The 23,231-nt window shown below is 69.8% G+C and carries 23 protein-coding genes, 1 tRNA gene and 2 pseudogenes; 10 read left to right on the top strand and 16 right to left on the bottom strand.

Annotation, left to right across the window (positions count from 1 at the left end; translation table 11 throughout):
• Window positions 1–37: 37 nt before the first annotated feature.
• Complete coding sequence (gene trxA, locus ACO057_RS19845; RefSeq protein ID WP_421994695.1) at window positions 38–367, top strand: thioredoxin TrxA; 330 nt, start codon at window positions 38–40, stop codon at window positions 365–367.
• A gap of 48 nt (window positions 368–415) precedes the next feature.
• On the opposite strand, the gene ACO057_RS19840 is transcribed toward trxA, so the two are convergent.
• From ACO057_RS19840 to ACO057_RS19830, 3 genes are all read right to left on the bottom strand, one after another.
• Complete coding sequence (locus ACO057_RS19840) at window positions 416–1,384, bottom strand: Bug family tripartite tricarboxylate transporter substrate binding protein (RefSeq protein ID WP_421994693.1); 969 nt, start codon at window positions 1,382–1,384, stop codon at window positions 416–418.
• Window positions 1,385–1,460: 76 nt separating this feature from the next.
• Window positions 1,461–2,468, bottom strand: coding sequence for a Bug family tripartite tricarboxylate transporter substrate binding protein (locus ACO057_RS19835; RefSeq protein ID WP_421994691.1), 1,008 nt, complete (start codon window positions 2,466–2,468; stop codon window positions 1,461–1,463).
• Entirely contained in the window at window positions 2,465–3,481 is a 1,017-nt protein-coding gene (locus tag ACO057_RS19830) for a Bug family tripartite tricarboxylate transporter substrate binding protein (protein ID WP_421994688.1), read from the bottom strand. The genes ACO057_RS19835 and ACO057_RS19830 overlap by 4 nt, the downstream gene beginning before the upstream one ends.
• A gap of 173 nt (window positions 3,482–3,654) precedes the next feature.
• On the opposite strand from ACO057_RS19830, the gene ACO057_RS19825 reads away from it, so the two are divergent.
• The 5 genes from ACO057_RS19825 to ACO057_RS19805 all read left to right on the top strand — a co-directional run bounded on the left by ACO057_RS19825 (window position 3,655) and on the right by ACO057_RS19805 (window position 9,119).
• Entirely contained in the window at window positions 3,655–5,415 is a 1,761-nt protein-coding gene (locus ACO057_RS19825) for a glucan ABC transporter ATP-binding protein/ permease (protein WP_421994686.1), read from the top strand.
• A gap of 137 nt (window positions 5,416–5,552) precedes the next feature.
• On the top strand, window positions 5,553–5,990 hold the full coding sequence (locus ACO057_RS19820) for a CBS domain-containing protein (protein WP_421994684.1): 438 nt from the start codon (window positions 5,553–5,555) through the stop codon (window positions 5,988–5,990).
• A gap of 188 nt (window positions 5,991–6,178) precedes the next feature.
• Entirely contained in the window at window positions 6,179–7,147 is a 969-nt protein-coding gene (locus tag ACO057_RS19815; RefSeq protein ID WP_421994682.1) for a TRAP transporter substrate-binding protein, read from the top strand.
• Between the two features lie 13 nt (window positions 7,148–7,160).
• Window positions 7,161–7,694, top strand: coding sequence for a TRAP transporter small permease (locus ACO057_RS19810; protein ID WP_421994680.1), 534 nt, complete (start codon window positions 7,161–7,163; stop codon window positions 7,692–7,694).
• 3 nt (window positions 7,695–7,697) lie between these two features.
• Window positions 7,698–9,119, top strand: a complete 1,422-nt coding sequence (locus tag ACO057_RS19805; protein WP_421994678.1) for a TRAP transporter large permease — start codon at window positions 7,698–7,700, stop codon at window positions 9,117–9,119.
• A gap of 31 nt (window positions 9,120–9,150) precedes the next feature.
• Here the strand turns inward: ACO057_RS19805 and ACO057_RS19800 are convergent, their stop codons facing one another.
• The gene (locus ACO057_RS19800; protein ID WP_421994676.1) at window positions 9,151–9,339 is read right to left on the bottom strand and encodes a twin transmembrane helix small protein; all 189 of its coding nucleotides are present in this window, start codon (window positions 9,337–9,339) and stop codon (window positions 9,151–9,153) included.
• Between the two features lie 177 nt (window positions 9,340–9,516).
• Between ACO057_RS19800 and ACO057_RS19795 the strand changes: the two genes are divergently transcribed.
• Window positions 9,517–11,811, top strand: a complete 2,295-nt coding sequence (locus tag ACO057_RS19795; protein WP_421994674.1) for a mechanosensitive ion channel domain-containing protein — start codon at window positions 9,517–9,519, stop codon at window positions 11,809–11,811.
• A 3-nt stretch (window positions 11,812–11,814) separates the two neighbouring features.
• Here ACO057_RS19795 and ACO057_RS19790 read toward each other — a convergent pair whose 3' ends face one another.
• Together ACO057_RS19790 and ACO057_RS19785 are read right to left on the bottom strand one after the other, a co-directional pair.
• Window positions 11,815–12,117: an AzlD family protein gene (locus ACO057_RS19790; RefSeq protein ID WP_421994672.1), complete on the bottom strand. Its 303-nt coding sequence runs from the start codon at window positions 12,115–12,117 to the stop codon at window positions 11,815–11,817.
• A gap of 3 nt (window positions 12,118–12,120) precedes the next feature.
• A complete protein-coding gene (locus ACO057_RS19785; protein WP_421995542.1) occupies window positions 12,121–13,812 on the bottom strand; it encodes a transglycosylase domain-containing protein in 1,692 nt (563 codons plus the stop codon).
• A 421-nt stretch (window positions 13,813–14,233) separates the two neighbouring features.
• On the opposite strand from ACO057_RS19785, the gene accD reads away from it, so the two are divergent.
• Window positions 14,234–15,106, top strand: coding sequence for an acetyl-CoA carboxylase, carboxyltransferase subunit beta (gene accD / locus ACO057_RS19780; protein WP_421994670.1), 873 nt, complete (start codon window positions 14,234–14,236; stop codon window positions 15,104–15,106).
• Window positions 15,106–16,409 (top strand): annotated as a pseudogene (locus tag ACO057_RS19775) (bifunctional folylpolyglutamate synthase/dihydrofolate synthase). The gene accD and the pseudogene ACO057_RS19775 overlap by 1 nt, the downstream one beginning before the upstream one ends.
• Here ACO057_RS19775 and ACO057_RS19770 read toward each other — a convergent pair.
• The 8 genes and pseudogenes from ACO057_RS19770 to ACO057_RS19735 all read right to left on the bottom strand — a co-directional run bounded on the left by ACO057_RS19770 (window position 16,402) and on the right by ACO057_RS19735 (window position 22,181).
• Complete coding sequence (locus tag ACO057_RS19770) at window positions 16,402–17,268, bottom strand: SH3 domain-containing protein (protein ID WP_421994668.1); 867 nt, start codon at window positions 17,266–17,268, stop codon at window positions 16,402–16,404. The pseudogene ACO057_RS19775 and the gene ACO057_RS19770 overlap by 8 nt on opposite strands.
• A gap of 40 nt (window positions 17,269–17,308) precedes the next feature.
• Entirely contained in the window at window positions 17,309–17,680 is a 372-nt protein-coding gene (locus ACO057_RS19765; RefSeq protein ID WP_421994666.1) for a DsrE family protein, read from the bottom strand.
• A complete protein-coding gene (locus ACO057_RS19760) occupies window positions 17,677–18,474 on the bottom strand; it encodes a HesA/MoeB/ThiF family protein (protein WP_421994664.1) in 798 nt (265 codons plus the stop codon). Before ACO057_RS19760 ends, ACO057_RS19765 begins: the two co-directional genes overlap by 4 nt.
• A 16-nt stretch (window positions 18,475–18,490) precedes the next feature.
• Window positions 18,491–18,928, bottom strand: a complete 438-nt coding sequence (gene dut / locus ACO057_RS19755) for a dUTP diphosphatase (RefSeq protein ID WP_421994662.1) — start codon at window positions 18,926–18,928, stop codon at window positions 18,491–18,493.
• Window positions 18,925–20,106: a bifunctional phosphopantothenoylcysteine decarboxylase/phosphopantothenate--cysteine ligase CoaBC gene (gene coaBC, locus ACO057_RS19750; RefSeq protein ID WP_421994660.1), complete on the bottom strand. Its 1,182-nt coding sequence runs from the start codon at window positions 20,104–20,106 to the stop codon at window positions 18,925–18,927. The genes dut and coaBC overlap by 4 nt, the downstream gene beginning before the upstream one ends.
• Window positions 20,107–20,126: 20 nt before the next feature.
• The gene (locus tag ACO057_RS19745) at window positions 20,127–20,963 is read right to left on the bottom strand and encodes a DMT family transporter (RefSeq protein ID WP_421994658.1); all 837 of its coding nucleotides are present in this window, start codon (window positions 20,961–20,963) and stop codon (window positions 20,127–20,129) included.
• A 75-nt stretch (window positions 20,964–21,038) separates the two neighbouring features.
• A pseudogene (gene folD / locus ACO057_RS19740) lies at window positions 21,039–21,877 on the bottom strand (bifunctional methylenetetrahydrofolate dehydrogenase/methenyltetrahydrofolate cyclohydrolase FolD).
• A 1-nt stretch (window position 21,878) separates the two neighbouring features.
• The gene (locus tag ACO057_RS19735) at window positions 21,879–22,181 is read right to left on the bottom strand and encodes a YggT family protein (RefSeq protein ID WP_421994656.1); all 303 of its coding nucleotides are present in this window, start codon (window positions 22,179–22,181) and stop codon (window positions 21,879–21,881) included.
• 174 nt (window positions 22,182–22,355) lie between these two features.
• Between ACO057_RS19735 and ACO057_RS19730 the strand changes: the two genes are divergently transcribed.
• Window positions 22,356–22,431 (top strand) — tRNA-Ala (locus ACO057_RS19730).
• A gap of 89 nt (window positions 22,432–22,520) precedes the next feature.
• Here the strand turns inward: ACO057_RS19730 and ACO057_RS19725 are convergent.
• A complete protein-coding gene (locus ACO057_RS19725) occupies window positions 22,521–22,751 on the bottom strand; it encodes a hypothetical protein (RefSeq protein WP_421994654.1) in 231 nt (76 codons plus the stop codon).
• 58 nt (window positions 22,752–22,809) lie between these two features.
• The gene (locus ACO057_RS19720) at window positions 22,810–23,094 is read right to left on the bottom strand and encodes a hypothetical protein (protein ID WP_421994652.1); all 285 of its coding nucleotides are present in this window, start codon (window positions 23,092–23,094) and stop codon (window positions 22,810–22,812) included.
• Window positions 23,095–23,231: the final 137 nt, after the last annotated feature.

Here is a 23,231-nt window from a genome sequence, read left to right as displayed (position 1 = left end):
ACGACTTTCTGATCCGATTGGAATCGAGGAACCCCCGATGAGCGAACTGACCAAGGCCGTGAGCGACGACAGCTTCAAGCAGGACGTGCTGGAGTCCAAGGGCGCTGTGCTGGTGGATTTCTGGGCCGAATGGTGCGGCCCCTGCCGCATGATCGCCCCCATCCTGGACGAGCTCGCCCAGGAATATCAGGGCAAGCTGACCATCGCGAAGGTCAATATCGACGAGAATCCGATGACGCCGAACAACTATTCGGTGCGCGGCATCCCGACGATGATCCTGTTCCAGGACGGCAAGCCGGTGGACACCAAGGTTGGCGCCATGCCGCGCAGCCAGATGAAGGACTGGATCGCCTCCAAGATCGCCTGAGCGATCATGGGGTGAGGGGGCGGCAAGGCCCTCTCACCCCCCTTCGCGCTATTCGAGGCGGATATTTGCCGCCCGGACCACGCCGCCCCACTTCTCGTTCTCGGTGGCGATGAAGCGGTCGAACTCCGCGCCGCCCATCTGCGAGGGCATGGCGCCGAGTTCGCGGAACTTCGCGACCGTCGCGGGCTCGCGGCAGATTTCCTGCACGGCCGCCTCCAGCCGCGCGACCGCGGGACGCGGCGTGCGGGCCTGCACCTGCAGGCCGAACCAGGCCACCGCCTCGAAGTCCGAAACGCCGCTTTCGGAGACGGTCGGCACCTCGGGCATGCTGAACCAGCGCTCCTTGCTCGTCAGGGCGACGACGCGCAGCCGGCCCTCCCGGATATGCGGGATATAGGCGGGCAGGTTGTCGAAGGTGAGCTGGATGCGGCCGGCCAGCAGGTCGGGCATCAGCGCGCCCGTGCCGCGATAGGGCACATGGCCCATCTCCGTGCCGGTCCGGAACTTGAAGTACTCGCCGCAGAGATGGCCCGAGGTGCCGTTGCCCGGCGTGCCGTAGTTGAGCCCGCCCGGATCGCGCTTCGCGACGGCGATCAGGTCCTGGATGGTGCGCACCGGGCTGTCCGGCGGCACCACCACCGCATTGACCACGAGGCTCGCGAGCGCGACCGAGGTCAGGTCGCGCACGGGATCGAAGGAAAGGCGCGGATAGAGGAACTGGTTGATGCTGGCCGTTCCGATCGTGCACATCAGCAGCGTGTGGCCGTCGGCCTCGCCCTTGGCCACGACCTCGGTGCCGATATTGCCGCCCGCGCCGGGGCGGTTCTCCACCACGCAGGGCTGGCCGAGCAGCTGCCCCAGCCGCTCGGCGACGATCCGCGCCGTGACGTCGGTGGCGCCGCCGGCGGTGAAGGGAACGATGATCCGCATGGCGCGGGTCGGCGCCCAGGAGGCCTGGGCGGAAGCGGCGGCGGGCAGCAAGGCGGGAAGCGCAAGCGCGGTGCGGCGGGACAGCATCGAGGGCATCTCTCCGGAAGGGTTGCCGTCGAGATATCCCCGACCTCGCGATCAGGCCACCGCCAATCGTCGCATGTCAGCTGGCCGTCAGCTGGGCCTTACGGATGACCTCTCCCCATTTGGCGATCTCGGCGGCGACGAAGGCCTCGAAGGCGGCGGGCGTGGTGCCCCCCTCGGGCGTCAGGTTCGGCCCGTCCGCGCCGAATTCCGCGAGCCGCGCGCGGAAGGCCGGATCGCGCGTGATGGTGTCGACCTCCGCGCCGATGCGCTCGATCGCCGCGCGCGGCACCCGCGCCGAGGTCTGCACGCCGAACCAGGCCGTCGCCTCGAAGCCGGGGATGGTGTCGGCGATCACCGGCACGTCGGGGACGACACTCGCGCGGCGGGCGCTGCTCATGCCCAGCGCCCGGACCAGGTTCTCGCGGATGAAGTTGAGCGAGGAGGGAATGTTGTCCATCCCGCAATCCACGCGCTCGGCCATCAGCTCGGTCAGCATCGGCCCCGAGCCGCGGAAGGGCACGTGGACGAGGCGGATGCCGGTGATCTGGCTCAGCAGCTCCATGCAGACATGCGGGCTGCTGCCGATGCCGGCGGTGCCATAGGTGATCTCGCCCTGCCGGCCACGGGCGAATTCGAGGAACTCGGGCATGGTGCGCACGGCCATGCGGTTGGCGACCATCAGCACATTGGGCATGCGCGTGACGAGGCCGACGGAGGCCATCTCGTCCGGTCGCCAGGGCATGCGCGCGCCATAGACGGAATAGTTCATCGAGCCCGTGCCGATGGTGGTGAAGAAGAGCGTACCGCCATCGGGCTCGGCCCGCACCACGCTCTCGCCGGCGATGTTGCCCCCGGCCCCGGGGCGGTTCTCGACCACCATGGGCACACCGAACTTGGCCGCCAGCTTCTCGGCCGCCATGCGGCCGATCAGATCCGTCGTGCCGCCCGGCGGGAAGGGGATGACGAGGCGCATGGCGCGCGTCGGCGCCCAGACGCTCCCCGTCCCTCCGCTCTGCGCGCAGGCGATCGCGGGCGCGAGGAGGCCGGCGGCGAGGACCGCGCGCCGGGGTGTGAGGCGGCTCATGCCCCTTCCACCGTCGCGCCCGACCGGCGGACGGCATCCGTCCATTTGACGATCTCGTTGCGGATGAAGGTGTCGAAGTTCTCCGGCGTGCTGCCGCCGCCCGGCGCCAGATCGGCGCGCATGCCGCCGAGATCGGCGAATTTCGCCCACATGGCCGGCTCGGTGAGGATCGCTTCCACCTCGCGGTTGATGCGCTGGATCGCCGCCGTGGGCATGCGCGCGGGGCCGACAAGGCCGAACCAGGCCGTGGCCTCGACGTTCGGCTGGCCCGCCTCGGCCGTCGTGGGCACGTTGGGCAGCTGCGGGCTGCGGGTGGCGGTCGTCACGGCCAGCGGGCGCAGGCGACCTTCGCGCAGGTGGTTGATGACGCTCGGCAAATTATCCACGCCGACCTCGACGCGCCCGGCGATGATCTCCTGCATCATGGGACCGGCGCCGCGGAACGGCACATGCGTCAGGTCGAGGCCCGCCGCCAGCTTCAGCAACTCGCCCGTCATGTGCAGCGAAGTGCCGACGCCGCTGCTGCCGATGTTGAACTTGCCCGGATTGGCCTTCACCAGGGCCACCAGCTCGGCCAGCGTGTTCACCGGCAGCGAGGGCGTCACGAAGATCGCGTTGGGGACGCGGATGACGAGGCTGATTCCCGCCAGATCCTCCGGCTTGTAGGGCATCCGGGGGCCGTAGAGCCCGTAGTTGATCGCGCCCGAGCTGATGGTCTGCATCAGCAGCGTGTGGCCATCGGGATCGGCCTTGGCCACCACATCCGCGCCGACATTGCCGCCCGCGCCCGGTCGGTTCTCGATGACGACCTGCTGGCCGAGGCGCTGCGACAGCGGCTCGACCAGGAGGCGCGCGGCGATGTCGGTGGTGCCCGCGGGCGTGAAGCCGACGACGAGGCGAACCGGACGCGTCGGCGACCATGTGCCCTGCGCACGCGCCGGCAGATTCGCGAGGATGGGGGCAGCGAGGCTGGCCGAAAGAAGGGTCCGGCGTGAAGGGCGCGAAAAATCCATGCGAACGTCTCCATTTTATAGCTTTGTCGAGGAGATTGGACCGCGGTGCCCGATGGTTCAAGCAGGGATGATGCGGCCATGCCGCTGGATGGGCTGTCGCAACACTGGCAAGGGTTGCGCGGTGCCCTATGGTCGCTACAGGCAGTGTTCTCAGCCGTTCAGGATCGAGGCCGATGGCGTTTCTGCATCTCTACGGACGCGTGCTCGCGCTGCTGCGCGCCGACAAATGGGTGGCCTATGGTCTGACCGCGGCCGCCATCGCGCTGGCCGGGCTGCAATTCCTGGAGCCGGTGCTCTTCGGCCGCGTCATCGACCTGCTGTCCAAGACGGACCGGATGGAGGTGGCGGACGTCTGGGCCGCCGCCTACACCCTGCTCGCCATCTGGGCGACGGTGGGCCTGTCCTCCATCGGCGCGAATGTCGCGGTGTCGCTGCTGGCGGACCGCATGGCGCATCGCAACCGCCTCATCATGATGTCGCGCTACTTCCAGCATGTGCTCGCGCTGCCGCTGGAATTCCATGGCGACGTGCAGTCCGGCCGGCTGATGAAGGTGATGCTGGTCGGCTCGGACAACCTCTTCGGCCTCTGGCTCGCCTTCTTCCGCGAACATCTCATGACCGTGGTGAGCGCGCTGGTTCTGCTGCCGCTCACCATGGTGCTCAACTGGCGGCTCGGCCTGCTGCTGATCGGCCTGGTCGTCGTCTTCACCGCGCTGACCGCCTTCGTCATCCGCAAGACGCAGACGGCGCAGATGAAGGTGGAGGAGTTCCACACCCAGCTCGCGGGCTCGGCGCAGGATGCGCTGTCCAACGTGGTGGTGGTGCAGTCCTTCACCCGCCTCAACAGCGAGGCGAAGATGTTCGGCGACATCATGCGCCAGGTGCTCGACCACCAGTTCCCCGTGCTCAACTGGTGGGCGGTGGTGAGCGTGCTGACGCGCGCCTCCAGCACCATCACCGTCATCGCGATCTTCATGCTGGGCACAATGCTGCACCTGCAGGGTAAGGCCACCGTCGGCGACATCGTGAGCTTCATGGGCTTCGCGACGCTGCTGGTCTCGCGCATGGAAGGCGCGGTCGGCTTCGTGTCGCACATGCTGTTCCAGGCGCCCTCGCTGCGGCAGTACTTCAAGGTGCTGGACACGATGAGCACCGTTCCCGAGCGGCCGGGCGCAAAGGATATCGGCCGCGCCGTGGGCGAGGTGCGGTTCGAGGGCGTCGGCTTCTCCTACCCCAATAGCGGCCGCATCCTCAGCGGCATCGACCTGGTGGCCCATCCCGGTCAGACCGTGGCCCTCGTGGGCGCCACGGGCGCGGGCAAGACGACCTCGATGCAGCTGATGCAGCGCCTGTGGGATCCGACCGAAGGGCGCGTCACGCTGGACGGCACGGATCTTCGCGACATCACGCTGGAGAGCCTGCGCCACAACATCGGCGTCGTCTTCCAGGAGAGCATGCTCTTCAACCGCTCCATCCGCGACAACCTGCTGGTCGGCCGCGCGAACGCGACGCAGGAGGAGGTCGAGCGGGCCTGCCGCATGGCCGAGGCGCATGAGTTCATCATCCGCCAGCCCAACGGCTACGACACCATGGTCGGCGAGCGCGGCACGACGCTCTCCGGCGGGCAGCGGCAGCGGCTTTCCATCGCCCGCGCGCTGCTGAAGGATCCGCCGGTGCTGATCCTCGACGAGGCGACCAGCGCGCTCGACGCGGCGACGGAAGCCAAGGTGGCCAAGGCGCTGCGCGCGCTGATGTCGGGACGGACGACCTTCATCATCGCGCACCGGCTCTCCACCGTGCGCGACGCCGATGAGATCCTGGTCTTCGACATGGGTCGCATCGTCGAGCGCGGCAGCTTTGCCGAGCTCATCGCGATGAACGGGCGCTTCGCGGAGCTCGTGCGCACCCAGTTGACGGGCACCTCCTCGGGCTGAGCGCCGGAAGAAATATTCCCAGGGCTTCCAAAGCTCTGCCGCGGTGCAGCAGAGCTTTCCATTGCACCCGAGGCCGGCGCGGGAGCAACCTTGCATCGAGGCAATTCGTTGCCCAGTGAGGACCAAGGAGGAAGCTCATGCTGATCCAGAACATCTTGCGGGGAAAAGGCAGCCAGATCATCGCCGTGCGGTCGGGTGACTGCGTCGCCTCCGTCACCCGAACCCTGGCCCAGCACCGGATCGGCGCGGTTCTGGTGACCGAACTGGACGGCGCCGTTCTCGGCATCGTCAGCGAGCGCGACATCGTACGCGCCATGGCAGGCATCGGCGAACCGGTGATGAACATGACGGCGGGGCAGCTCATGACGCGCGTGCTCCACACGATCACGCCCCACAGCACGGTCCAGCACGCGCTGCAGATGATGACCGACCATCGCGTCCGGCACCTGCCCGTGCTCGATGCCCAGGGCGCCCTGGCCGGCATGATCTCGATCGGGGATCTCGTGAAGGCGCGCATCGCCGAGGCGGAGCAGGAAACGGAAGAGCTCAAGATTTACGTCGCCACCGCGGGCTGAACCCGCCGCCGCGCGGGACGGCGCCCGCCCCGGATGATGCCACAACCGGCTGGCGTTTGCCCGCGACACAGGCAGATCGCCGTCCGGACCCTTGGTGATGGCAGCAAGCCCGGCATTTGGCGGGCTTGCATCCACGCGGGACCTCGGTCGATGATCCGGGCGCGATAAATCCCGGAGAGGCACGTCCCATGTCCATGAACCGCCGCGCCCTGCTGGCCGCCGCGACCGCCGCCCCGCTTCTGCCCCGCCTCGCCTCGGCGCAGACGCGGTGGCAGATGGCCACGGCCTATCCGGAAGCCAACTTCCACACGCGCAACATCCAGTCCTTCCTGGCCGACCTGAACACGGCCGGCATCGGGGTGCAGTTGCATGCCAATGCGGCGCTGCTGCCCCAGGGCCAGATCAAGCGCGGCGTGCAGACCGGCCAGGTGCAGCTCGGCGAAATCCTGCTCTCCGCCTATGGCAATGAGGACGCCTTCCTCGAGGTCGACAGCATCCCGGCCCTGGTGAGCAACTACGCCGACGCCAAGCGCCTGTCGGACCTGGCGAAGCCCTATGTCGAGGCGCGGTTGAACCGGCAGGGCATCTCGCTGCTCTACATGACGCCCTGGCCCCCGGGCGGCTTCTACTCCAACGCGCCGCTCGCCTCGCTGGAATCCCTGCGCGGCACCAAGTTCCGCACCTTCAACGTCATGACCAACCGCTTCGCCACGCTGATCGGCGCGAGCCCGACCCTGGTTCAGCAGGCGGAGTTGCCGCAGGCCTTCGCCACCGGCGTCGTGAACGCGATGGCCACCTCCGCGCAGACCGGCGTGGACACCCAGGCCTGGGACTATTGCCGCGTCTTCACCCCCGTCGGCTTCACCTTCACGCGCAACGCCATCATGGTGCAGAAGCGGGCCTTCGACGCGCTTCCCGCCGCAACGCAGGCCGCCATCCGCGCCGCCGCGGCCGCCGCCGAGACGCGCGGATGGCGCATGAGCGAGGAGGCCACCGCCTCCACGGAAGCCACCCTGCGCCAGCGCGGCCTCACCATCGGCCAGGCGACGCCCGAGCTGATGGAAGGCATGCGTCGCATCAGCGCGCAGATGACCGAGGAGTGGATCTCGCGCACCGGCGAGGATGGGCAGAAGCTGATCGCGGCCTATCGCGCCTGAGGCGGTTCACATCATGCGCCGTGCGCTGGACGCCCTCTATTCTGCCAGCGCGGGCCTTGCCGCGCTGTCGCTGTTCTCAATCTTCCTGGTGATGATGGCGCAGGTCGCCCTGCGCGAGACCAACCGTCAGTTCCCCGGCGCCGACGACCTCAGCGCCTATCTCTGCGTCGCGACCACCTTCTTCGCCCTCGGCGCCACCTTCAAGCGCGGCGAGCTGATCCGCGTCGGCATGGTGCTCGACCGGCTCGGCCCGGGCGCGCGGCGCGTCATGGAGATGATCGTCCTGGCGATGGCGGCCGTGCTGGTCGGCTATGTCGTCTTCTGGACCGCGCAGGACGTGATGTTCTCCTGGGAGATCGAGGAGGTGGCGCAGGGCACGGTGCCCTTCCAGCTCTGGATCCCCAAGCTGGCCATGCCCCTGGGCTCGGGCATCCTGCTGATCGCCATCATCGACGAGCTGGTCGCCGTGGTGCGGGGCGCGATCCCCTCCTACGTGCGGGCGGCCGAGGAACGGGCCGCCGCCGGCGACTTCTCGGCGGAGGTCTGAGCCATGGAACTTCTTCCCTTCGCGCTGCTGCTGCTCGTCCTGCTCTGCGTCTTCCTCGGCATGGGGCTGTGGATCTCCATGTCGCTCGCCGCCGTGGGCTATGTGGCCATGGCGGCGGCGCACCCCTCGCCCGGCCTCTTCCTCGCCTCCTCCTTCTGGGAGGCGACGGGCTCCTGGACGCTGGCCGCTTTGCCGATGTTCGTCTGGATGGGCGAGATCCTCTTCCGCACCAAGCTCTCCGAAGAGCTGTTCAACGGCCTCGCCCCCTGGGTGCGGCGCATTCCCGGCGGCCTTCTGCATGTGAACATCCTGGCCTGCGGCATCTTCGGCTCGGTCTCGGGTTCCTCGGCGGCCACCTGCGCCACCGTCTCCAAGATCGCGCTGCCGGAGCTCAAGCGGCGCGGCTATGACGAGGATGTGGCCATCGGCTCGCTGGCCACGTCCGGCACGCTCGGCATCCTGATTCCGCCCTCGATCATCATGGTGGTCTATGCCGTGGCGGCCGAGGTCTCGATCGTGCGGGTCTTCATCGCCGGCTGCATCCCCGGCCTGATCGTGATGATGCTGTTCAGCGCCTATATCGCCGGCTGGGCCATCATGAACCCGAAGAAGCAGCCGCCGCCGGAGCCGCGCCTCTCCTTCGCGGAGAAGATGCGGCAGAGCGCCAAGCTGATCCCCTGCGCCGTGCTGATCGTGGTCGTGATCGGCACGATGTTCGTGGGCTGGGCCACCGCCACCGAGGCCGCGGCCTTCGGCGTGCTGGGCTCGCTGCTCATGGCCGCGGGGCGCAAGCCCGGCTACGCGCTGCTGGGGCTGGACGTGCTGGCCTGGGCGTTCGGGATCATCCCGCTTTCGCAGGCCTGGCCGATCGCCTTCTTCGCGCTGCTCGGCATCGCCGCCGGCGAAAGCTCGCTGACCTGGCAGAGCTTCACCGACAGCGTGAAGGGCGCGACGCGCCTGTCCTGCATGATCATGTTCATCCTGGCGGGCGCGGCCTTCCTGACCAAGGCGATGGCGCTGACCGGCATCCCGGCGGCCCTGGCCGAGGGCGTCGCGCACATGAACCTCGGCCCCTATGGGCTGATCGCCATCCTGACCGTGGTCTATGTCGTGCTGGGGACCGCGCTCGACGGCGTGTCGATGATCGTGCTGACCACCTCCATCGTGATCCCCCTGGTGCAGCAGGCGGGCTTCGACCTGGTGTGGTTCGGCATCTTCATCGTGCTGCTCGTGGAGATCGCGGAGATCACGCCCCCGGTGGGATTCAACCTCTTCGTCATGCAAACCATGACAGGAAAGGAACAATTCGAGGTCGCCAAGGCCTCGATGCCCTTCTTCCTGATGCTGGTGCTGACGGTGATTCTCGTCACGCTCTTCCCCGTGACCCTGGTGACGGGCCTGCCGGACTGGCTGCTGAGCCGGTAGCCGTATCGAGAGGGGCCTTCGGGCCCCTCTTCTACTTCCAGATCAGCATCAGGATGGCGAAGAGGGCCAGCGTCAGCCCCTGCAGCAGCACGCGGTAGCGCATCAGCTTCTGCGAGGTCTCGCCGGACACGCCGCGCGCCATTCCGATCATGCCGGCGACGAGCACGCCGAGGGTCGCGGCCATGGAAGCCGCCACGAGAATGGTGAAGAGGGTCTTCATGCCGCCATTGTGCTCCCGATCGGCCAAAGCGCAACCAGCGCTGCCACATGGGTGCCCAGAAGTGGCCCCATGAGACGACGGATGAACGGACGATCGAGTCTTCCCGGCGCCTGGATGGGCGTCGCATTCTGCGGCGCGAACTTGACCTCGGCCCTGCGAGGTCCAAAACCCGGGGTCATGCTCGGTCGCCTCCTGCCTTTCCTCTTCCTGCTCCTGGCCCTTCCGGCCCTGGGACAGACACCCGCCCCCGCGCCGCCGCCCGCCGAAGCCGCGGCGCCGGCTTCCGTCGCGGCTTCGCCTCAGGCCGAGCTGGGCTCCCTGCTGGCGATCCTGCGCGATGAGAACCGCCGCGCCGCCCTGATCCGGGCGCTGGAGGCCACGCCGGGCGTGGCGGCGCCCGCAGCCGCCCCTTCCCCCGCTCCCGCTCCCGCTCCCGCTCCCGCCGCCGCGCCTGCCGTCGCCCCCGCGCCCGCAGCGGCCCCGCCGGCAGCCGCCGACCCGGCCCTGGTCCCGGCCGAGATCGTCACCGGCGTCAGCCAGAGGCTCGTCGCCTTCCTGGAGAACACCCTCGCGCGCCTCTCGGCCGCGACCGAGCTCAGTGCGGTGGGCGACTGGTTCAGCCGCCTGACCTATGACGAGCGCCTGCAATCGCAGGTCCTGAACCTCGCCTGGAAGCTGGCGCTCGTCCTCGTCGGCGGCGTCGTGGTGGAGCGGATCCTGCGCTTCGTCACCCGCCGGCCGCACCGGATGCTCCAGGCGCGCGTCGCGGCGGTGGACGGGCCCATGCGCCGCTTCCGCAGCCTCCCCTATCTGCTCGCCCATCTCGCGCTCGACATGCTGCCCATCCTGGGCTTCGGCCTCTTCGCCATCGCCATGGTGGATACCTTCGCGCTCTGGCCGTCCAACCGGCTCATCATGGAGCAGGTGGTCTTCGCCTATATGACCGCGCGCGCCATCATGGCCGTGGGCCGCCTATTCTTCGCACCCAACGCCACGCGGCTGCGGATCGCCGCCTGCGACGACGAGACGGCCGCCTATGCCATGCTCTGGCTGCGCCGACTCGCGCTGACCGGCGTGCTTTTCTACACCATCGCCGAGACCGCGATGCTCTTCGGCCTGCCCTATGGCGCGCATCAGACCATCTGGCGCTTCGGCCTGCTGGTGCTGACCCTGCTGGCGGCCGTCGTGGTCCTGCAGAACCGCAGCGCGGTCGCCGGGCTGCTGGACGCGCCGGCCCTGGCCGAGGGCGAGCAGCCCGCCGCCGGCCGCCGCCTGATGCGCGCGCTGCGCAACCGCGTGGCCCTGGCCTGGCACGTCATCATCATCCTCTGGCTGCTCTCCGCCTGGGCGGTCTGGGCGATGAGCATCGACCGCGGCTTCGAGCGCCTCTTCGGCGCCTCGCTGACCACGGTCGCCATCATCGCGGGCGGCAAGATCCTGGACGAGGGCCTGCGCCGGCTGCTCGACTGGCTGTTCCGCGTCAGTACCGAGCTGTCCGGCAAGTATCCAGGCCTGGAGGCCCGGGCCAACCGCTACCTGCCCGCGCTGCGCAGCATCGTCTCGACCATCATCACGGCCTTCGTCTTCGTGCTGCTGCTGGAGGCCTGGGGCCTGCACTCGCTGTCCTGGTTCCAGACCGGGCGCTGGGGCGGGCGGCTCGTCTCGGGCGTCTCGACCATCGGGATCACGGTGGTCGTCGCGCTCGTGGCCTGGGAGTCGGCGAATTCCGCCATCCAGCGTCAGCTCAAATCCCTCCCGAAGGACGGCCAGGCCGCCCGCAGCGCGCGGGTGCGGACCCTGCTGCCCATGCTGCGGACCGCCATCGCGGGCGTGCTGCTCGTGGTCGTCGGCATCACCACGCTGACCGAGGTCGGCATCAACGTCGCCCCGCTGCTGGCCGGTGCCGGCGTCGTCGGCCTCGCCGTCGGTTTCGGCAGCCAGACGCTGGTGCGCGACGTCATCACCGGCATCTTCCTCCTGCTGGAGGATGCGGTGACGGTGGGCGACACGGTCACGGTCGGCGGGCTGTCAGGCACGGTCGAGCAGCTCTCGATCCGCTCGATCCGGCTGCGGGCGGTGGATGGGTCCATTCATATCGTGCCCTTCAGCTCGGTCTCGACCGTGACGAACCAGACGCGCGACTTCGGCTACGCCGTCGTGGACGTCGCGCTCGACTATTCGGTGGACACCGACAAGGCGGTGATGATCCTGCGCCAGGTGGGCGAGGCCATGCGCGACGACGAGGCCTGGGCGCCGCAGCTGCTCGCGCCGCTGGAGGTCATCGGCGTCGACAAGATGACCGATATGGGCGTCTTCCTTCGCGCCCGGATCATGACGCCGCCCGCGCGGCGCTGGGCGGTGGGGCGCGAGCTCAACCGGCGGATCAAGCAGCACTGCGACTCGGCCGGGCTGCGGCTGTTCTCGGCGAAATTGCCGCCGGCGCCGCCCCCGCCCGAGGCCCTGCCCGCCTGACCGTCAGGTGGTCTGGCGCATCAGCCAGATCACCGCGACGCCCGCGCCGATGGCCAGCATGTAGCTGCGCGTGCCGATCATCACGCCCACCACGCCCGCCGCGGCCAGGAGCTGCACCGGCCCGCCGATCACCAGAGCGGGGATCACGAAGGCCACGAAGATGCAGCCCGGCATGTGGCCCAGCATCGCCGTGACGAAGGGTGTCGGCCGGAAGGCGCGCAGCAGCGCATAGCCGCCGGCCCGCAGCAGGTAGGTGGAGAGCGCCATCCCCAGGATGGCCAGCAGCACGTCCCAGCGGAGCGTCATCCGCTAGGGCGCGGCCCGCGCCGTCTCGACGATCTCGCGGAACAGCCGGGCCGGCAGCGTTCCCCCCGAGATATCGTCCATGCCGACATTGTTGTCATTGCCGAGCCATACCCCGATCACCAGCGGCCCGGAAGGAAGCTGCACGAAGCCCAGGAACCAGGCGTCGCGGAAGTCCTGGGTGGTGCCCGTCTTGCCGCCCGTGGCCAGGCCCGGAACCGCCGCCTGGCGGCCCGTGCCATAGCGCGTCACGGAGGACATCATCTGGCGCATCTGCTCGGCATTGGAACTGGAGATGACCTGCGGCATCTCGGCCCGGGGTGTGGCGATCACCCGCCCCTCGGCCTCCACGCGGCCCATGCCGAAGGGCGTCACCCGGCGCCCGCCATTGGCCATGGCGGCATAGGCGGCGGCGAGGTCGATCAGCGTGACCTCCCCGGTGCCCAGCGCGATCGAGCCATCGGTGGGGAAGCGCCCGCGCATACCGAGCCGCCGGGCCACCTCCGCCACCGACCGCGGCCCACCGCCCATCTGCATCACGCGCACCGCCGCCGTGTTCACCGATTGCGCGAAGGCCTCCTCCAGCGTGATCGACCCGCGCGAGCGCCAATGGCCGTTGGAGGGCGACCAGCGGCCGCCCCCCAACGGCAGATCGCTGACCGAATCGCCCGGACTCGCGCCGCGCTCCAGGGCAGCGAGATAGACCAGCGCCTTGAAGGTGGAGCCCGGCTGGCGCCGCGCATTGGTCGCGCGGTTGAAGGGCGAGCGCTGGAAATCCCGCCCGCCGGCCATGGCGCGGACCGCGCCCGTCTGGGCCTCCATGACGATCACCGCGCCCTGCCCCACCCGCGCCTGGCGGCCCCGCCCGTCGAGGAGGGCGCCCAGGCGCGTTTCCACGGCATTCTGCCAGAGCGGATCGAGGGTGGTGCGGATCACGAGGTCGGCGCTGCCGGGGAAGGCCTCGGGGATGTCCTCGAAGATCCAGTCGGCGAACCAGCCGCCATTGCGCGAGGGGCGCGGCGGGATGCTCATCTCCTCGGCCGCCCGGAGCTCCTGGTCCTCGGTGATGGCGCCCATGTCGCGCATGGCGGCCAGGACGTCGCGCGCGCGCGCCATCGCGCCGTCGGGGTTGGAGCGCGGATTGTAGCGCGAGGGTGCCTGGGGCAGGCCGGCTAGGATCGCCGCCTGGGGGATCGTCAGCCGCCGCGCCGAGACGCCGAAATACAGCCGCGCCGCCGCATCCACGCCATAGGCCCCGCCGCCGAGATAGACGCGGTTGAGATAGATCTCGAGCAGCTGGTCCTTGCTGAAGCGGTACTCCAGCCAGAAGGCCAGCAGTGCCTCCTGCACCTTGCGCCGCGTGCTGCGGGCCGGGCTCAGAAACAGGTTCTTCGCGAGCTGCTGGGTGAGGGTGGAGCCGCCTTGCACCACGTCGCCGGCCGAGAAGTTACGGTAAAGCGCCCGGATCAGACCGATTGGATCGAGTCCGAAATGGCTTCGGAAGCGGCGGTCCTCGATGGCAAGCAGCGCGGCGGGGACATAGGCCGGCATGTCGCGCAGGCGCATCGTCTCGCCATAGAGGTCGCCCTGGGTGCCGAGGGGGCTGCCGTCGCCTGACTGGAGGGTGACGCTCGGGCGGCGCTTGTGCTCCAGCGCCGAGTCGGTGCGGGGCATGTCCCAGGTGAACCACAGGAGCACGGCGGCCAAAGCGAAGGCGCTCCAGATCGCCAGGATGACGCCCAGGCGAAGGAGCAGCCCGCCGAGACTCCGGCGGGCCGTGGACTCGGCTCGGGCCTTGGGCCCGCTGGTTTTTGGCCCGCTCGGGGGGGGCCGTCTTTCGAGCCGGGGGGCAGCTCGAGGGCTAGCGGCCGCGGAACGCGACCTTGCGGCCGCCACTCGAGGCATGGACCCTCTTTAGCATCCAACCGCGACGAAGCCATCACGTCGTGAAGCTTGACCCCGCCTCCAAGCGCCGTCATGTCAGACGCGACATCATGACGCATGAGCCCGGCCGCGACAGCGGCCGGCGCGCCGCGACCGCCCCCCATCCGGGTGCGCCCTCCCAGGGCGTGACGCCAAGCGGCGGGGGCCGGTGCCCGGCGACTGAGGGCAAAAGACGATGAACTGGATTTCCGAGTGGGCGCTGCCCAAGATCAAGACGCTTTTCGGCTCTCGCGAGGTGCCCGAGAACCTCTGGCACAAGTGCCCCTCCTGCGAGCAGATGATCTTCCAGACGGATCTGACCAAGAATCTCCGCGTCTGCCCCCATTGCGGCCACCACATGCGGCTCTCCGCGCGCCAGCGGCTTGAGGCCACGCTGGACGAGGGCTGGCAGAAGATCGAGCTGCCCAAGGCCCCGGCCGATCCCCTGCGCTTCCGCGACCAGCGCCGCTACTCCGATCGCCTGCGCGACGCCCAGGTCAAATCCGGCATGGATGACGCCGTGCTGGTCGGCCACGGGGCCATCGAGGCCCAGCGCGCCGTCGTCGCGGCCTTCGAATTCGCCTTCATGGCGGGCTCCATGGGCGCCGGCGTGGGCGAGGCCATCGTGACCGCCGCGCGCCTGGCCGTGCTGCAGGACGCGCCGCTGATCGTCTTCGCCAGCTCCGGCGGCGCGCGCATGCAGGAAGGCGCGGTGAGCCTGATGCAGATGCCCCGCACCGTGATCGCGACGCAGATGGTGAAGGATGCCGGCCTGCCCTTCATCGTCGTCATGTGCGACCCCACGACCGGCGGCGTCACCGCCAGCTTCGTCATGCTGGGCGACATCCAGATCGCCGAGCCCGGCGCGCTGATCGGCTTCGCCGGCGCGCGCGTCATCGAGCAGACGGTGCGCGAAAAGCTCCCCGAGGGCTTCCAGCGGGCGGAATACCTGCTGGAGCACGGCATCCTCGACATGGTGGTGAAGCGCAGCGAGATGCGCGAGACGCTCGGCCGCCTGATCCGCCTGCTGAGGGACGCCGAAGGGGAGGCCGTGCCGGCGGCCGCCTGATGCCTCGCTCGGAAGTGATCATCGACCGGCTGCACGCGCTGCATCCGGTCCTCATCGATCTCAGCCTCGGCCGGCTGCAGAAGCTGCTGGCGAAGCTGGGCCATCCGGAGCGGCGGCTGCCGCCCGTGGTCCATGTCGCGGGCACCAACGGCAAGGGTTCCACCTGCGCCTTCCTGCGCGCCATCGGCGAGGCCGCGGGCCGGCGCGTGCATGTCTATACCTCCCCCCCATCTGGTGCGCTTCCACGAACGCATCCGCCTGGCCGGGCACCTCGTCTCCGAGGAATTCCTGGTCGCCGCGCTGGAGGAAGTGGAGGAGGTGAACGGCACCGATCCCATCACCGTCTTCGAGATCACCACCGCCGTCGCGATCCTGCTGTTCAGCCGCGTCCCGGCCGACATGCTGGTGCTGGAGGTGGGCCTGGGCGGGCGCTTCGACGCGACCAATGTGGTCCAGAACCCCGCCGTCACGGCCATCGCCAGCATCTCCATGGACCACATGGATTTCCTGGGCGACACGCTGGAGAAGATCGCCTTCGAGAAGGCCGGCATCATCCGTTCGGGCGCCCCCTGCGTCACCGGGCGGCAGGATCCGGTCGCGCTGGGCGTGATCTCGGCCTGTACGGCCGCCCTCGGCGCCACGCTGCTGGCCCGCGACTCCCGAGTGGCGGATCCACCCGGCCGAGGGCGGCCACGTCTACGAGGACGCGAAGGGCCGGCTGACCCTGCCGCCCCTGGGCCTGAAGGGGGCGCACCAGCCCGACAATGCCGGGATCGCCATCGCGGCGATGCGCGCCTGGAACCCGATCTGGCTGACCGACAAGGCCATCGCGCTCGGCGTCGCAAATGCCGAATGGCCGGCGCGACTGCAGCGTCTGCACGGTGCCCTGGTGCCGCCGCCTTCCTCGGGATCGCCCTGGGAGGTGTGGCTGGATGGCGGGCACAATGCCGGCGCGGGCCTGGCGCTCGCGGAATCGCTCCGCGATTGGGACGACCGACCGGTGCACCTCGTGGTCGGCATGAAGCAGGGCAAGACGGCGGAGGGCTTCCTCGCGCCGCTCCTGCCGATCGCCGCCAGCGTCACGGCCGTGCAGGAGCCGGGGCAGCACCTGGCGATGTCGGTCGAGCAGATCGTCGCGGCCAGCGGCGGGGTGGCGCGGCCGGGGCCGGATGTGCGCTCGGCCCTGGCGCGGATCGTGGCGGAAGAGACGCCGGGCCGGATCCTGATCTGCGGCAGCCTCTACCTCGCGGGCGAGGTCCTGAAGCTCGACCAGGAGCTCGACGGGGCGCTTCCCGCTACTTGATTTCCTCGTCGGGCATCACGCCGAAGATGTCCGCCCGCTTGATGTAGCCGCGCCGGTCCTGGATCTGCACCTCGCACCAGGCGCTGCCCCCGTCGCAGGCCCGGATACGGCCGATGACGCCGGGGCGCAGCCGCGCGACGGAGGCGCCGCCATCCTCGGGGCGCCGGCGGAGCTGGATCTCGGTCGTCGCCTCGCCGCGAACGATGAAAGTCCGGCGGCCCGGCTGCAGGTTGGAGGCGGCGAGCCACCCCTCGGTCCCGTCCGGATCGCGGATGCGGCGCCACTGGTCGTGCTCGCGGATGATCTGCACGGGCAGGTCGGCGCGCTGGTAGCGCCACTCCACCGGGAAGCGTCGGTCGGGACCGACGCGCAGGTTCACATCGTTGGAGCGCAGCGCGGCGAAACGCGGCATGGGCAGGCCGGTGACGCTGCCGATGGTCGCCTGCGGCTCGGGCGGCGCCGGCGTGGCCTGGGCCGCAGCGGAGGCGGCCGCGGCGGCAGCGGCCGCAGCAGCGGCGGCCGTGGCAGCTTGCGCGGCGGCGCGGCGCTGCGCCGCCGTCTGCGGAGGCGTGGCCGGACGCTGGGCCTGCGGGCGAGCGGGCCGCGCGGCTGGTGTCGGGCGCGCGGACGTCGCGGGGCGCTGGGCCTGGGCCGGACGCGCGGGCGTCGTGGGACGCTGGGCCTGGGCCGGCCGGCCAGTCGGTGAAGAGGTCGCCGGGGCGGCGGGAGGCGTCGCCCCGGAGGCGCGCGGGGGCGCAAGCGTCTGCGAACCGCCAAGGCTGGACTGGGCGGCGACATCAACCGAGACGCCGACGGCAACGGCGACCGCGAGTACCGCGATGGAAAAACGTGCCCTCATGACGTCATCGATGCCGCGCTTGTCCGTGCCGGGTCAAGAGTCAGAGCGAAATCACCTGCCCGGACCCGACCGCGCCCAGGAAGGTCACGATGCCGGCGACCTCGACCGCCTCAGCCAGAGGCGCCTTTTCGAGCGATTCCGCGCGCAGCCCCGCCTCGCAGACGATCATGCGGATGCCGAGGGCGTGGGCAGCCTCCATTAGCACCGCGACGGTCGCGACGCCGGCCTGCGCAAGCTGTTCCTCCCGCGCATCCGCCTCGAGCGGCGCGTCCTTGAGCAGCAGGCGGCAGCCGGCATTGGTGGCGAAGATCGTCACCGGTCGGCCGATCGCGGCGGCGGCCGTGGCCAGCATCAGCGCGTAATGGCCGCGCTCATGCCCGCCGGAGAGGAGCAGAATCCCGAGCGGATTCACGAATGGGCCGAAAGGTCGTGGATGGTCGCGCTCTCGCCGCAAAGAGCGCATTCCAGGTCGCGCCGCAGCTTCACCGTGCGGAAGCGGGCGTCCAGCGCATCCCAGAGCAGCAGCCGGCCGGACATGTCCTCGCCGATACCCATGATGACCTTGAGCACCTCGGTGGCCTGGAGCGTGCCCATCACGCCGACCACCGCGCCGAGCACGCCGGCCTGCGAACAGGTCGGGACCAGGCCTTCCGGCGGCAACTCCGGGTGGAGGCAGCGGTGGCAGGGGTGCGGCGGGCCCTCATGGGCGCGAAAGACGGAGAGCTGACCCTCGAAGCGGAGCACCGCCGCGCTGACCAGGGGCTTCTTCAGCAGGTGGCAGGCATCACCCAGAAGGAAGCGCGTGGGGAAATTATCCGTGCCGTCGCAGATCACGTCGTATTGGGGAATCAGCTCCTCCGCGGCGGCGCGGTCCATGCGGCGGGTATGGAGCTCGATCCGCACGTCGGGATTGAGGTCGCGCAGCGCGGCGGCGGTGCTGTCGGTCTTGTTCTGGCCGATGCGCGAGGTGGTGTGCGCGATCTGGCGCTGGAGGTTGGAGAGCTCCAGCGCGTCATGATCGACGAGGCCGAGCGTGCCGACGCCCGCCGCGGCGAGGTAAAGCGCCAGCGGCGAACCCAGCCCACCCGCGCCGACGAGCAGCACGCGGGCCGCGCGCAGCTTCGCCTGGCCGATCGCGCCCACCTCCTTGAGGATGATATGGCGCGAGTAGCGGTTCAGCTCGTCGTCGGTGAAATCGAGGTCCATGCCGGGAATATGGGGATTACTTGCGGCCCGTCGAGCCAAAGCCGCCCGCTCCGCGCTGCGTCTCCGGCAGGACCACCACCTCTTCCCACACTGCCCGCGTCACCGGCGCGAAGACGGCCTGGGCGATGCGGTCGCCGCGCGCGATGGCGAAGGCCTCGGAACCGGTGTTCAGGATGATGACGCCCACCTCGCCGCGATAATCCTCGTCCACCGTCCCCGGGGAGTTCGGCAAGGTGATGCCGTGCTTCAGCGCCAGGCCGGAACGCGGGCGCACCTGCATCTCGAAGCCCTCGGGCAGCGCGATGCACAGGCCCGTCGGCACCAGAGCGCGGCCGCCGGCGGGGATGGTCATGTCCTTCGCGGCCAGCAGGTCCATCCCCGCCGCGCCGGAGGTGGCATAGGTCGGAAGCGGCAGGCCCTCCGCATGGGCAAGCCGCTGAACCAGAACCTTCATTCAAAAAACTCCGCAACGCGGGCCGCGAGCTTCGCGGCCACTTCTTCCTTGGGCATTTTCGGCCAGTCCTCCACGCCCGAGGCGCTCACCAGGTGCACGGTGTTCTCCCCGCCGCCGAAGACGTCGCCGGACACGTCATTGGCCACGATCCAGTCGCAGCCCTTCCGCGCCAGCTTCTGCCGCGCATGTTCCACGACGTTCTCGGTCTCGGCCGCGAAGCCGATGACGAGCCGGGGGCGCACGGCATGCTTCGCGACGGTCGCCAGGATGTCGGGGTTCAGCGCCATGGTCAGCGTCGGCGCGTCCGCGCCCGGCTCCTTCTTCATCTTCTGGCCCGCCTCCTGCGCCACACGCCAATCGGCGACGGCGGCGGCGAAGATGGCGGCATCCGCCGGCAGGGCCGCCTCGCAGGCGGCCAGCATGTCGCGGGCCGATTCGACGCGCTTCACCGCCACGCCGGGCGGCGCGGCGAGCACCACCGGCCCGCTCACCAGCGTCACCCGGGCGCCCAGGGCGGCCAAAGCGGCGGCTATGGCATAGCCCTGCCTGCCGCTGCTGCGGTTGGAGATGTAGCGCACGGGGTCGATCGGCTCCTGCGTCGGGCCGGCGGTGACGAGGACGTGCTTCCCCTGGAGCGGTCCCTCGGCGAAGAGGGCGCGGATGGCGGCGGCCATCTCCTCGGGCTCCGCGAGCCGGCCGGGGCCGCTCTCCGGCTCGGCCATCGCCCCCTCGCCCGGCCCGACGAAGCGGACGCCGCGCGCGGCCAGCAGCGCCACATTGGCCTCCGTCGCCGGATGCGCCCACATGGCCGGGTTCATCGCCGGGGCGGCCAGCACCGGCGCGCGGGTGGCGAGCAGCACGCAGCCCGCCAGGTCCCCCGCGAGGCCCTGCGCCATCTGCGCCAGCCGGCTCGCCGAGGCGGGCGCGACCACCACCGCATCGGCCCAGCGGGCGAGGCGGATATGACCGATCTCGCTCTCGGCGGCCCAGAGATCGTCGGAGACGTGCTCGCCCGTGATGGCGGCCAGCGATTCGCGGGTCACGAAGCGCGCCCCGCCCGCCGTCAGCACCGCGCGCACCGTGGCGCCCTCGGCGCGCAGCAGGCGGACCAGCATCAGCGCCTTGAAGGCGGCGACGCTGCCGGAGACGATCAGGAGGATCTTGCGGCCGTGGAGCATGGATGGAGCCTAGGCCAGGATCAGCGCGCGCGGAACATCAGCAGCAATCCGGCCAGGGTGATCGCCCCGCCCAGAAGGTCGCCCCAGGCCAGGCGCTCGCCCAGAAGCGCCCAGCCGATCAGCGCGGCCACGGGCGGCGCCATGAGCTGCAGGGCCGCCGCATTGGCCGCCCCGAAGCGCCGGATCACCACGAAGAACAGCGCATAGCCCACCATCCCGACCAGCAGCGAGACATAGAGCAGCGCGCCCAGCGCGGCCGGCGTCACCTGCGTCGGCATCGATCCGCCCCAGCCGAGAACCAGTACGGCGAGCACCGCCATGCCGACGAGCGTCTGCACGAAATTCGTGGCCCAGGGGTCCACCCGGTCGCGCGCCGGGGCGAAGGCCAGCACCCCTACCGCCTGCAGCAGCGCGCCCAGCAATGCCGTGCCCAGGCCCCAGGCCTCGGCCGTCTCGATTCCATCGGCCGAACGCAGCAGTCCGAGCGTCGCGACGCCCAGCCACCCCAGGCCCAGGCCCACCCAGCCCATCGGCGCCAGGCGCTGGCCGAGCAGCCGTCCGCCCATCGCGACGAAAAGCGGCGAGCTCGCGGAAAGCAGCGCCACCAGCCCCGAGGGCACATGCGCCGAGGCCACCCAGGCGCAGGCCAGATAGCCGCCCATGCCGAAGGCCCCCATCGCCGCCACGCGCCAGCGATCCGCGCCCTGGGGCAACGGCGCGGCGCGCAGGCGCACCACCAGCCAGAGCAAAGGCACGACGGCGACGAAGCGGATCAGCAGCGCCCAGAGGGGCGACCACTCCAGCGCGATGACGCGCGCGGCATTGAAGGCCGAGCCCCAGAGCAGGACATAGGCCACGGCGAGGAGGAGGTTGATGGGGAATCGTCCGGCGTTTCATCCATCCTGCGGCGGGGCGCGGATGGCGTCGAGGCGCTAGCCGCGACGGGCCAGCGCCGCTTCCAGCGTGTTCTCCAGCAGGCAGGCGATGGTCATGGCCCCACGCCGCCCGGCACGGGGGTGATGGCTGCCGCGCGCGGCAGCGCCTCGGCAAAGGCCACGTCGCCCTTGAGCTTGCCGTCCGGCATGCGGTTGATGCCGACATCGATGACGATGGCGCCCTCGCGAATCCAGTCGCCGCGGATCAGCTCCGGGCGGCCCACCGCGGCGATGAGGATATCGGCGCGCCGGCACTCGCCTGCCAGATCGGCCGTGCGGGAATGGGCGATGGTCACGGTGCAGTCGGCCGCCAGCAGGAGCTGCGCCATGGGCCGCCCCACGATCTGGCTGCGCCCGACCACAACGGCCCGCGCGCCGGGAAGCTTCGCCTTCGCCTCGGCCAGCAGATGCATGGCCCCGCGCGGCGTGCAGGGCACCAGGCCGGGCAGGCCGGAGGCCAGCTTGCCGGCGTTGATGGGGTGGAAGCCGTCCACATCCTTGGCCGGGTCGACGGCGGCGATCGCCATCTCGGAGCGGATGTGCCTGGGCAGCGGGAGCTGGACGAGGATGCCGTCCACCTCGGGATCGGCGTTCAGCGCGGCGATCTCGGCCAGCAACTCGGCCTCGGTGGTCGCCTCGGGGAGATGGCGCGTGCGCGAGGCGAAGCCGGCCTGGGTGGCCGCGCGGTCCTTGTTGCGGACATAGACCCCGCTCGCCGGATCCTCGCCGACCCGGACCACCACGAGGCCCGGCTTGAAGGAGAGGAGCGCGGTCCGCTCCGCGAGCTTGCCGCGCAGCCGTTCCGCCAGAGCCTTGCCGTCGAGGATCTGGGTCATCTCAGAAATACAACCCGCCGCGGATAAGGTAGCCCTGGACCGCGCTCACCAGCAGCATGCAGGCCTGGACCAGCAGCAGCACGATGAGCGGCGAGATGTCCACGCTGCCGAGGTTCGGCATGCGGTTGCGCACCGGGCGCATCACCGGCTCGGTCACGCGATAGAAAAAATCGCAGAGCGACCAGACCAGGCGGTTGCGCGTGTCCAGAACGCCGAAGCCTGTCAGCAGGGACAAGATCGAAGCGATCAGGATGGCCCAGAAAAACAGGGTCAGGCCGGCCTGAAGCAAAAAGAAGAGGGGCATCGAGGATCATCGCGGGGCGGCGCTCCGGTTGCGACGGCGTCAAGCGCCCTTGTCGCGGATGGCCGCCGACTGGGCAACCCCGGAATGCGGCGGAGGCCCGCTTGACACCCCCGCGATCATCCCGCAAAACCCGCCGCCTCGGGCACATTTACTTCGTGTCCGTCGGTGTGATGCGGGGCTGTAGCTCAGTTGGTAGAGCGCGTCGTTCGCAATGACGAGGTCAGCGGTTCGATCCCGCTCAGCTCCACCATCACCCTTCCCTTAGCGCCTTGAATCACTCACTTTCTAATTCGGCGCCAGAGGCTCGACCCAACAGCTGACCCAACACCGGGTTTCAGCTCAACGGCAGTTCACCACGGGCCCTGTCTGGAAGCAGTTCGTGATGGCGTTCCGCGGCTGGTAGATTTGGGCCTGCGGCATGTACATCGGCTGCAGCTGCGCCGGCTGCCCGAAAGCGCCAGGCCGGCCCATTTCGTTGAGTTGTGCGTTGAGCGCGGCCATCTCGGCCGGCGACGCATTACATCCGGCTAGAGCCACCGTCGCCAGAAGCAGGGCCACGAGCTTGAACATTGTCGAAATCTTTCCGGTTGGTTGCGGGTGGCACCATGTCCCGCAACCAACCCGTGCGTCAATTCATGGCATTTGCCCAAGGATTGAGACCCAGGGCCCGGACACCCATGCCCGGCCCGACGGAGTAGGGCAGCCCGCCGCCCCAGGCCTTCGAGATCAGGTTGTCGTCGAGCACCGAGCCGAAGTCCGGCAGGAAGAGGTTCCCCAGCACGGCATGGACCGGGTTGCGCCGCAGCAGCGCGAGGGCGACCTTCACCGAGCGGATCTTGAAGTTGTAGAACCAGAGAAGGCCGAGATCCTCGAGCGTGCCGCGGAAGCGCCCCGGCAGCCGATCGTAGTTCACGAACTCCTCAGTGATCCGCCCCCAACGCAAGCTCCTGGCTCTCCCCCTTCTTCTTGGTCAGGTGGTCGTAGAGCATCGCCTTGGCCAGGAAGTCGCCATAGTCCACGGCCTTCTGCAGGCCCTGGAAGAGTGCTGTG

It is taken from the genome of Roseococcus sp., assembly GCF_965227005.1.
Classification (GTDB): Bacteria; Pseudomonadota; Alphaproteobacteria; order Acetobacterales; family Acetobacteraceae; genus Roseococcus.
The sequence above is the reverse complement of the archived record's forward strand: the minus strand, read 5'-3'. Positions and strand labels throughout refer to the sequence as shown.

Coding starts and splice junctions, on each gene's coding strand:
- ACO057_RS19760 (WP_421994664.1), bottom strand. CDS start 18,474: ATGGACCTCGATTTCACCGACGACGAGCTGAACCGCTACTCGCGCCAT.
- ACO057_RS19820 (WP_421994684.1), top strand. CDS start 5,553: ATGCTGATCCAGAACATCTTGCGGGGAAAAGGCAGCCAGATCATCGCC.
- accD (WP_421994670.1), top strand. CDS start 14,234: ATGAACTGGATTTCCGAGTGGGCGCTGCCCAAGATCAAGACGCTTTTC.
- ACO057_RS19795 (WP_421994674.1), top strand. CDS start 9,517: ATGCTCGGTCGCCTCCTGCCTTTCCTCTTCCTGCTCCTGGCCCTTCCG.
- ACO057_RS19725 (WP_421994654.1), bottom strand. CDS start 22,751: ATGTTCAAGCTCGTGGCCCTGCTTCTGGCGACGGTGGCTCTAGCCGGA.
- ACO057_RS19835 (WP_421994691.1), bottom strand. CDS start 2,468: ATGAGCCGCCTCACACCCCGGCGCGCGGTCCTCGCCGCCGGCCTCCTC.
- ACO057_RS19840 (WP_421994693.1), bottom strand. CDS start 1,384: ATGCTGTCCCGCCGCACCGCGCTTGCGCTTCCCGCCTTGCTGCCCGCC.
- ACO057_RS19800 (WP_421994676.1), bottom strand. CDS start 9,339: ATGAAGACCCTCTTCACCATTCTCGTGGCGGCTTCCATGGCCGCGACC.
- dut (WP_421994662.1), bottom strand. CDS start 18,928: ATGAAGGTTCTGGTTCAGCGGCTTGCCCATGCGGAGGGCCTGCCGCTT.
- coaBC (WP_421994660.1), bottom strand. CDS start 20,106: ATGCTCCACGGCCGCAAGATCCTCCTGATCGTCTCCGGCAGCGTCGCC.
- ACO057_RS19790 (WP_421994672.1), bottom strand. CDS start 12,117: ATGACGCTCCGCTGGGACGTGCTGCTGGCCATCCTGGGGATGGCGCTC.
- ACO057_RS19825 (WP_421994686.1), top strand. CDS start 3,655: ATGGCGTTTCTGCATCTCTACGGACGCGTGCTCGCGCTGCTGCGCGCC.
- ACO057_RS19805 (WP_421994678.1), top strand. CDS start 7,698: ATGGAACTTCTTCCCTTCGCGCTGCTGCTGCTCGTCCTGCTCTGCGTC.
- trxA (WP_421994695.1), top strand. CDS start 38: ATGAGCGAACTGACCAAGGCCGTGAGCGACGACAGCTTCAAGCAGGAC.
- ACO057_RS19770 (WP_421994668.1), bottom strand. CDS start 17,268: ATGAGGGCACGTTTTTCCATCGCGGTACTCGCGGTCGCCGTTGCCGTC.
- ACO057_RS19815 (WP_421994682.1), top strand. CDS start 6,179: ATGTCCATGAACCGCCGCGCCCTGCTGGCCGCCGCGACCGCCGCCCCG.
- ACO057_RS19830 (WP_421994688.1), bottom strand. CDS start 3,481: ATGGATTTTTCGCGCCCTTCACGCCGGACCCTTCTTTCGGCCAGCCTC.
- ACO057_RS19735 (WP_421994656.1), bottom strand. CDS start 22,181: ATGCCCCTCTTCTTTTTGCTTCAGGCCGGCCTGACCCTGTTTTTCTGG.
- ACO057_RS19810 (WP_421994680.1), top strand. CDS start 7,161: ATGCGCCGTGCGCTGGACGCCCTCTATTCTGCCAGCGCGGGCCTTGCC.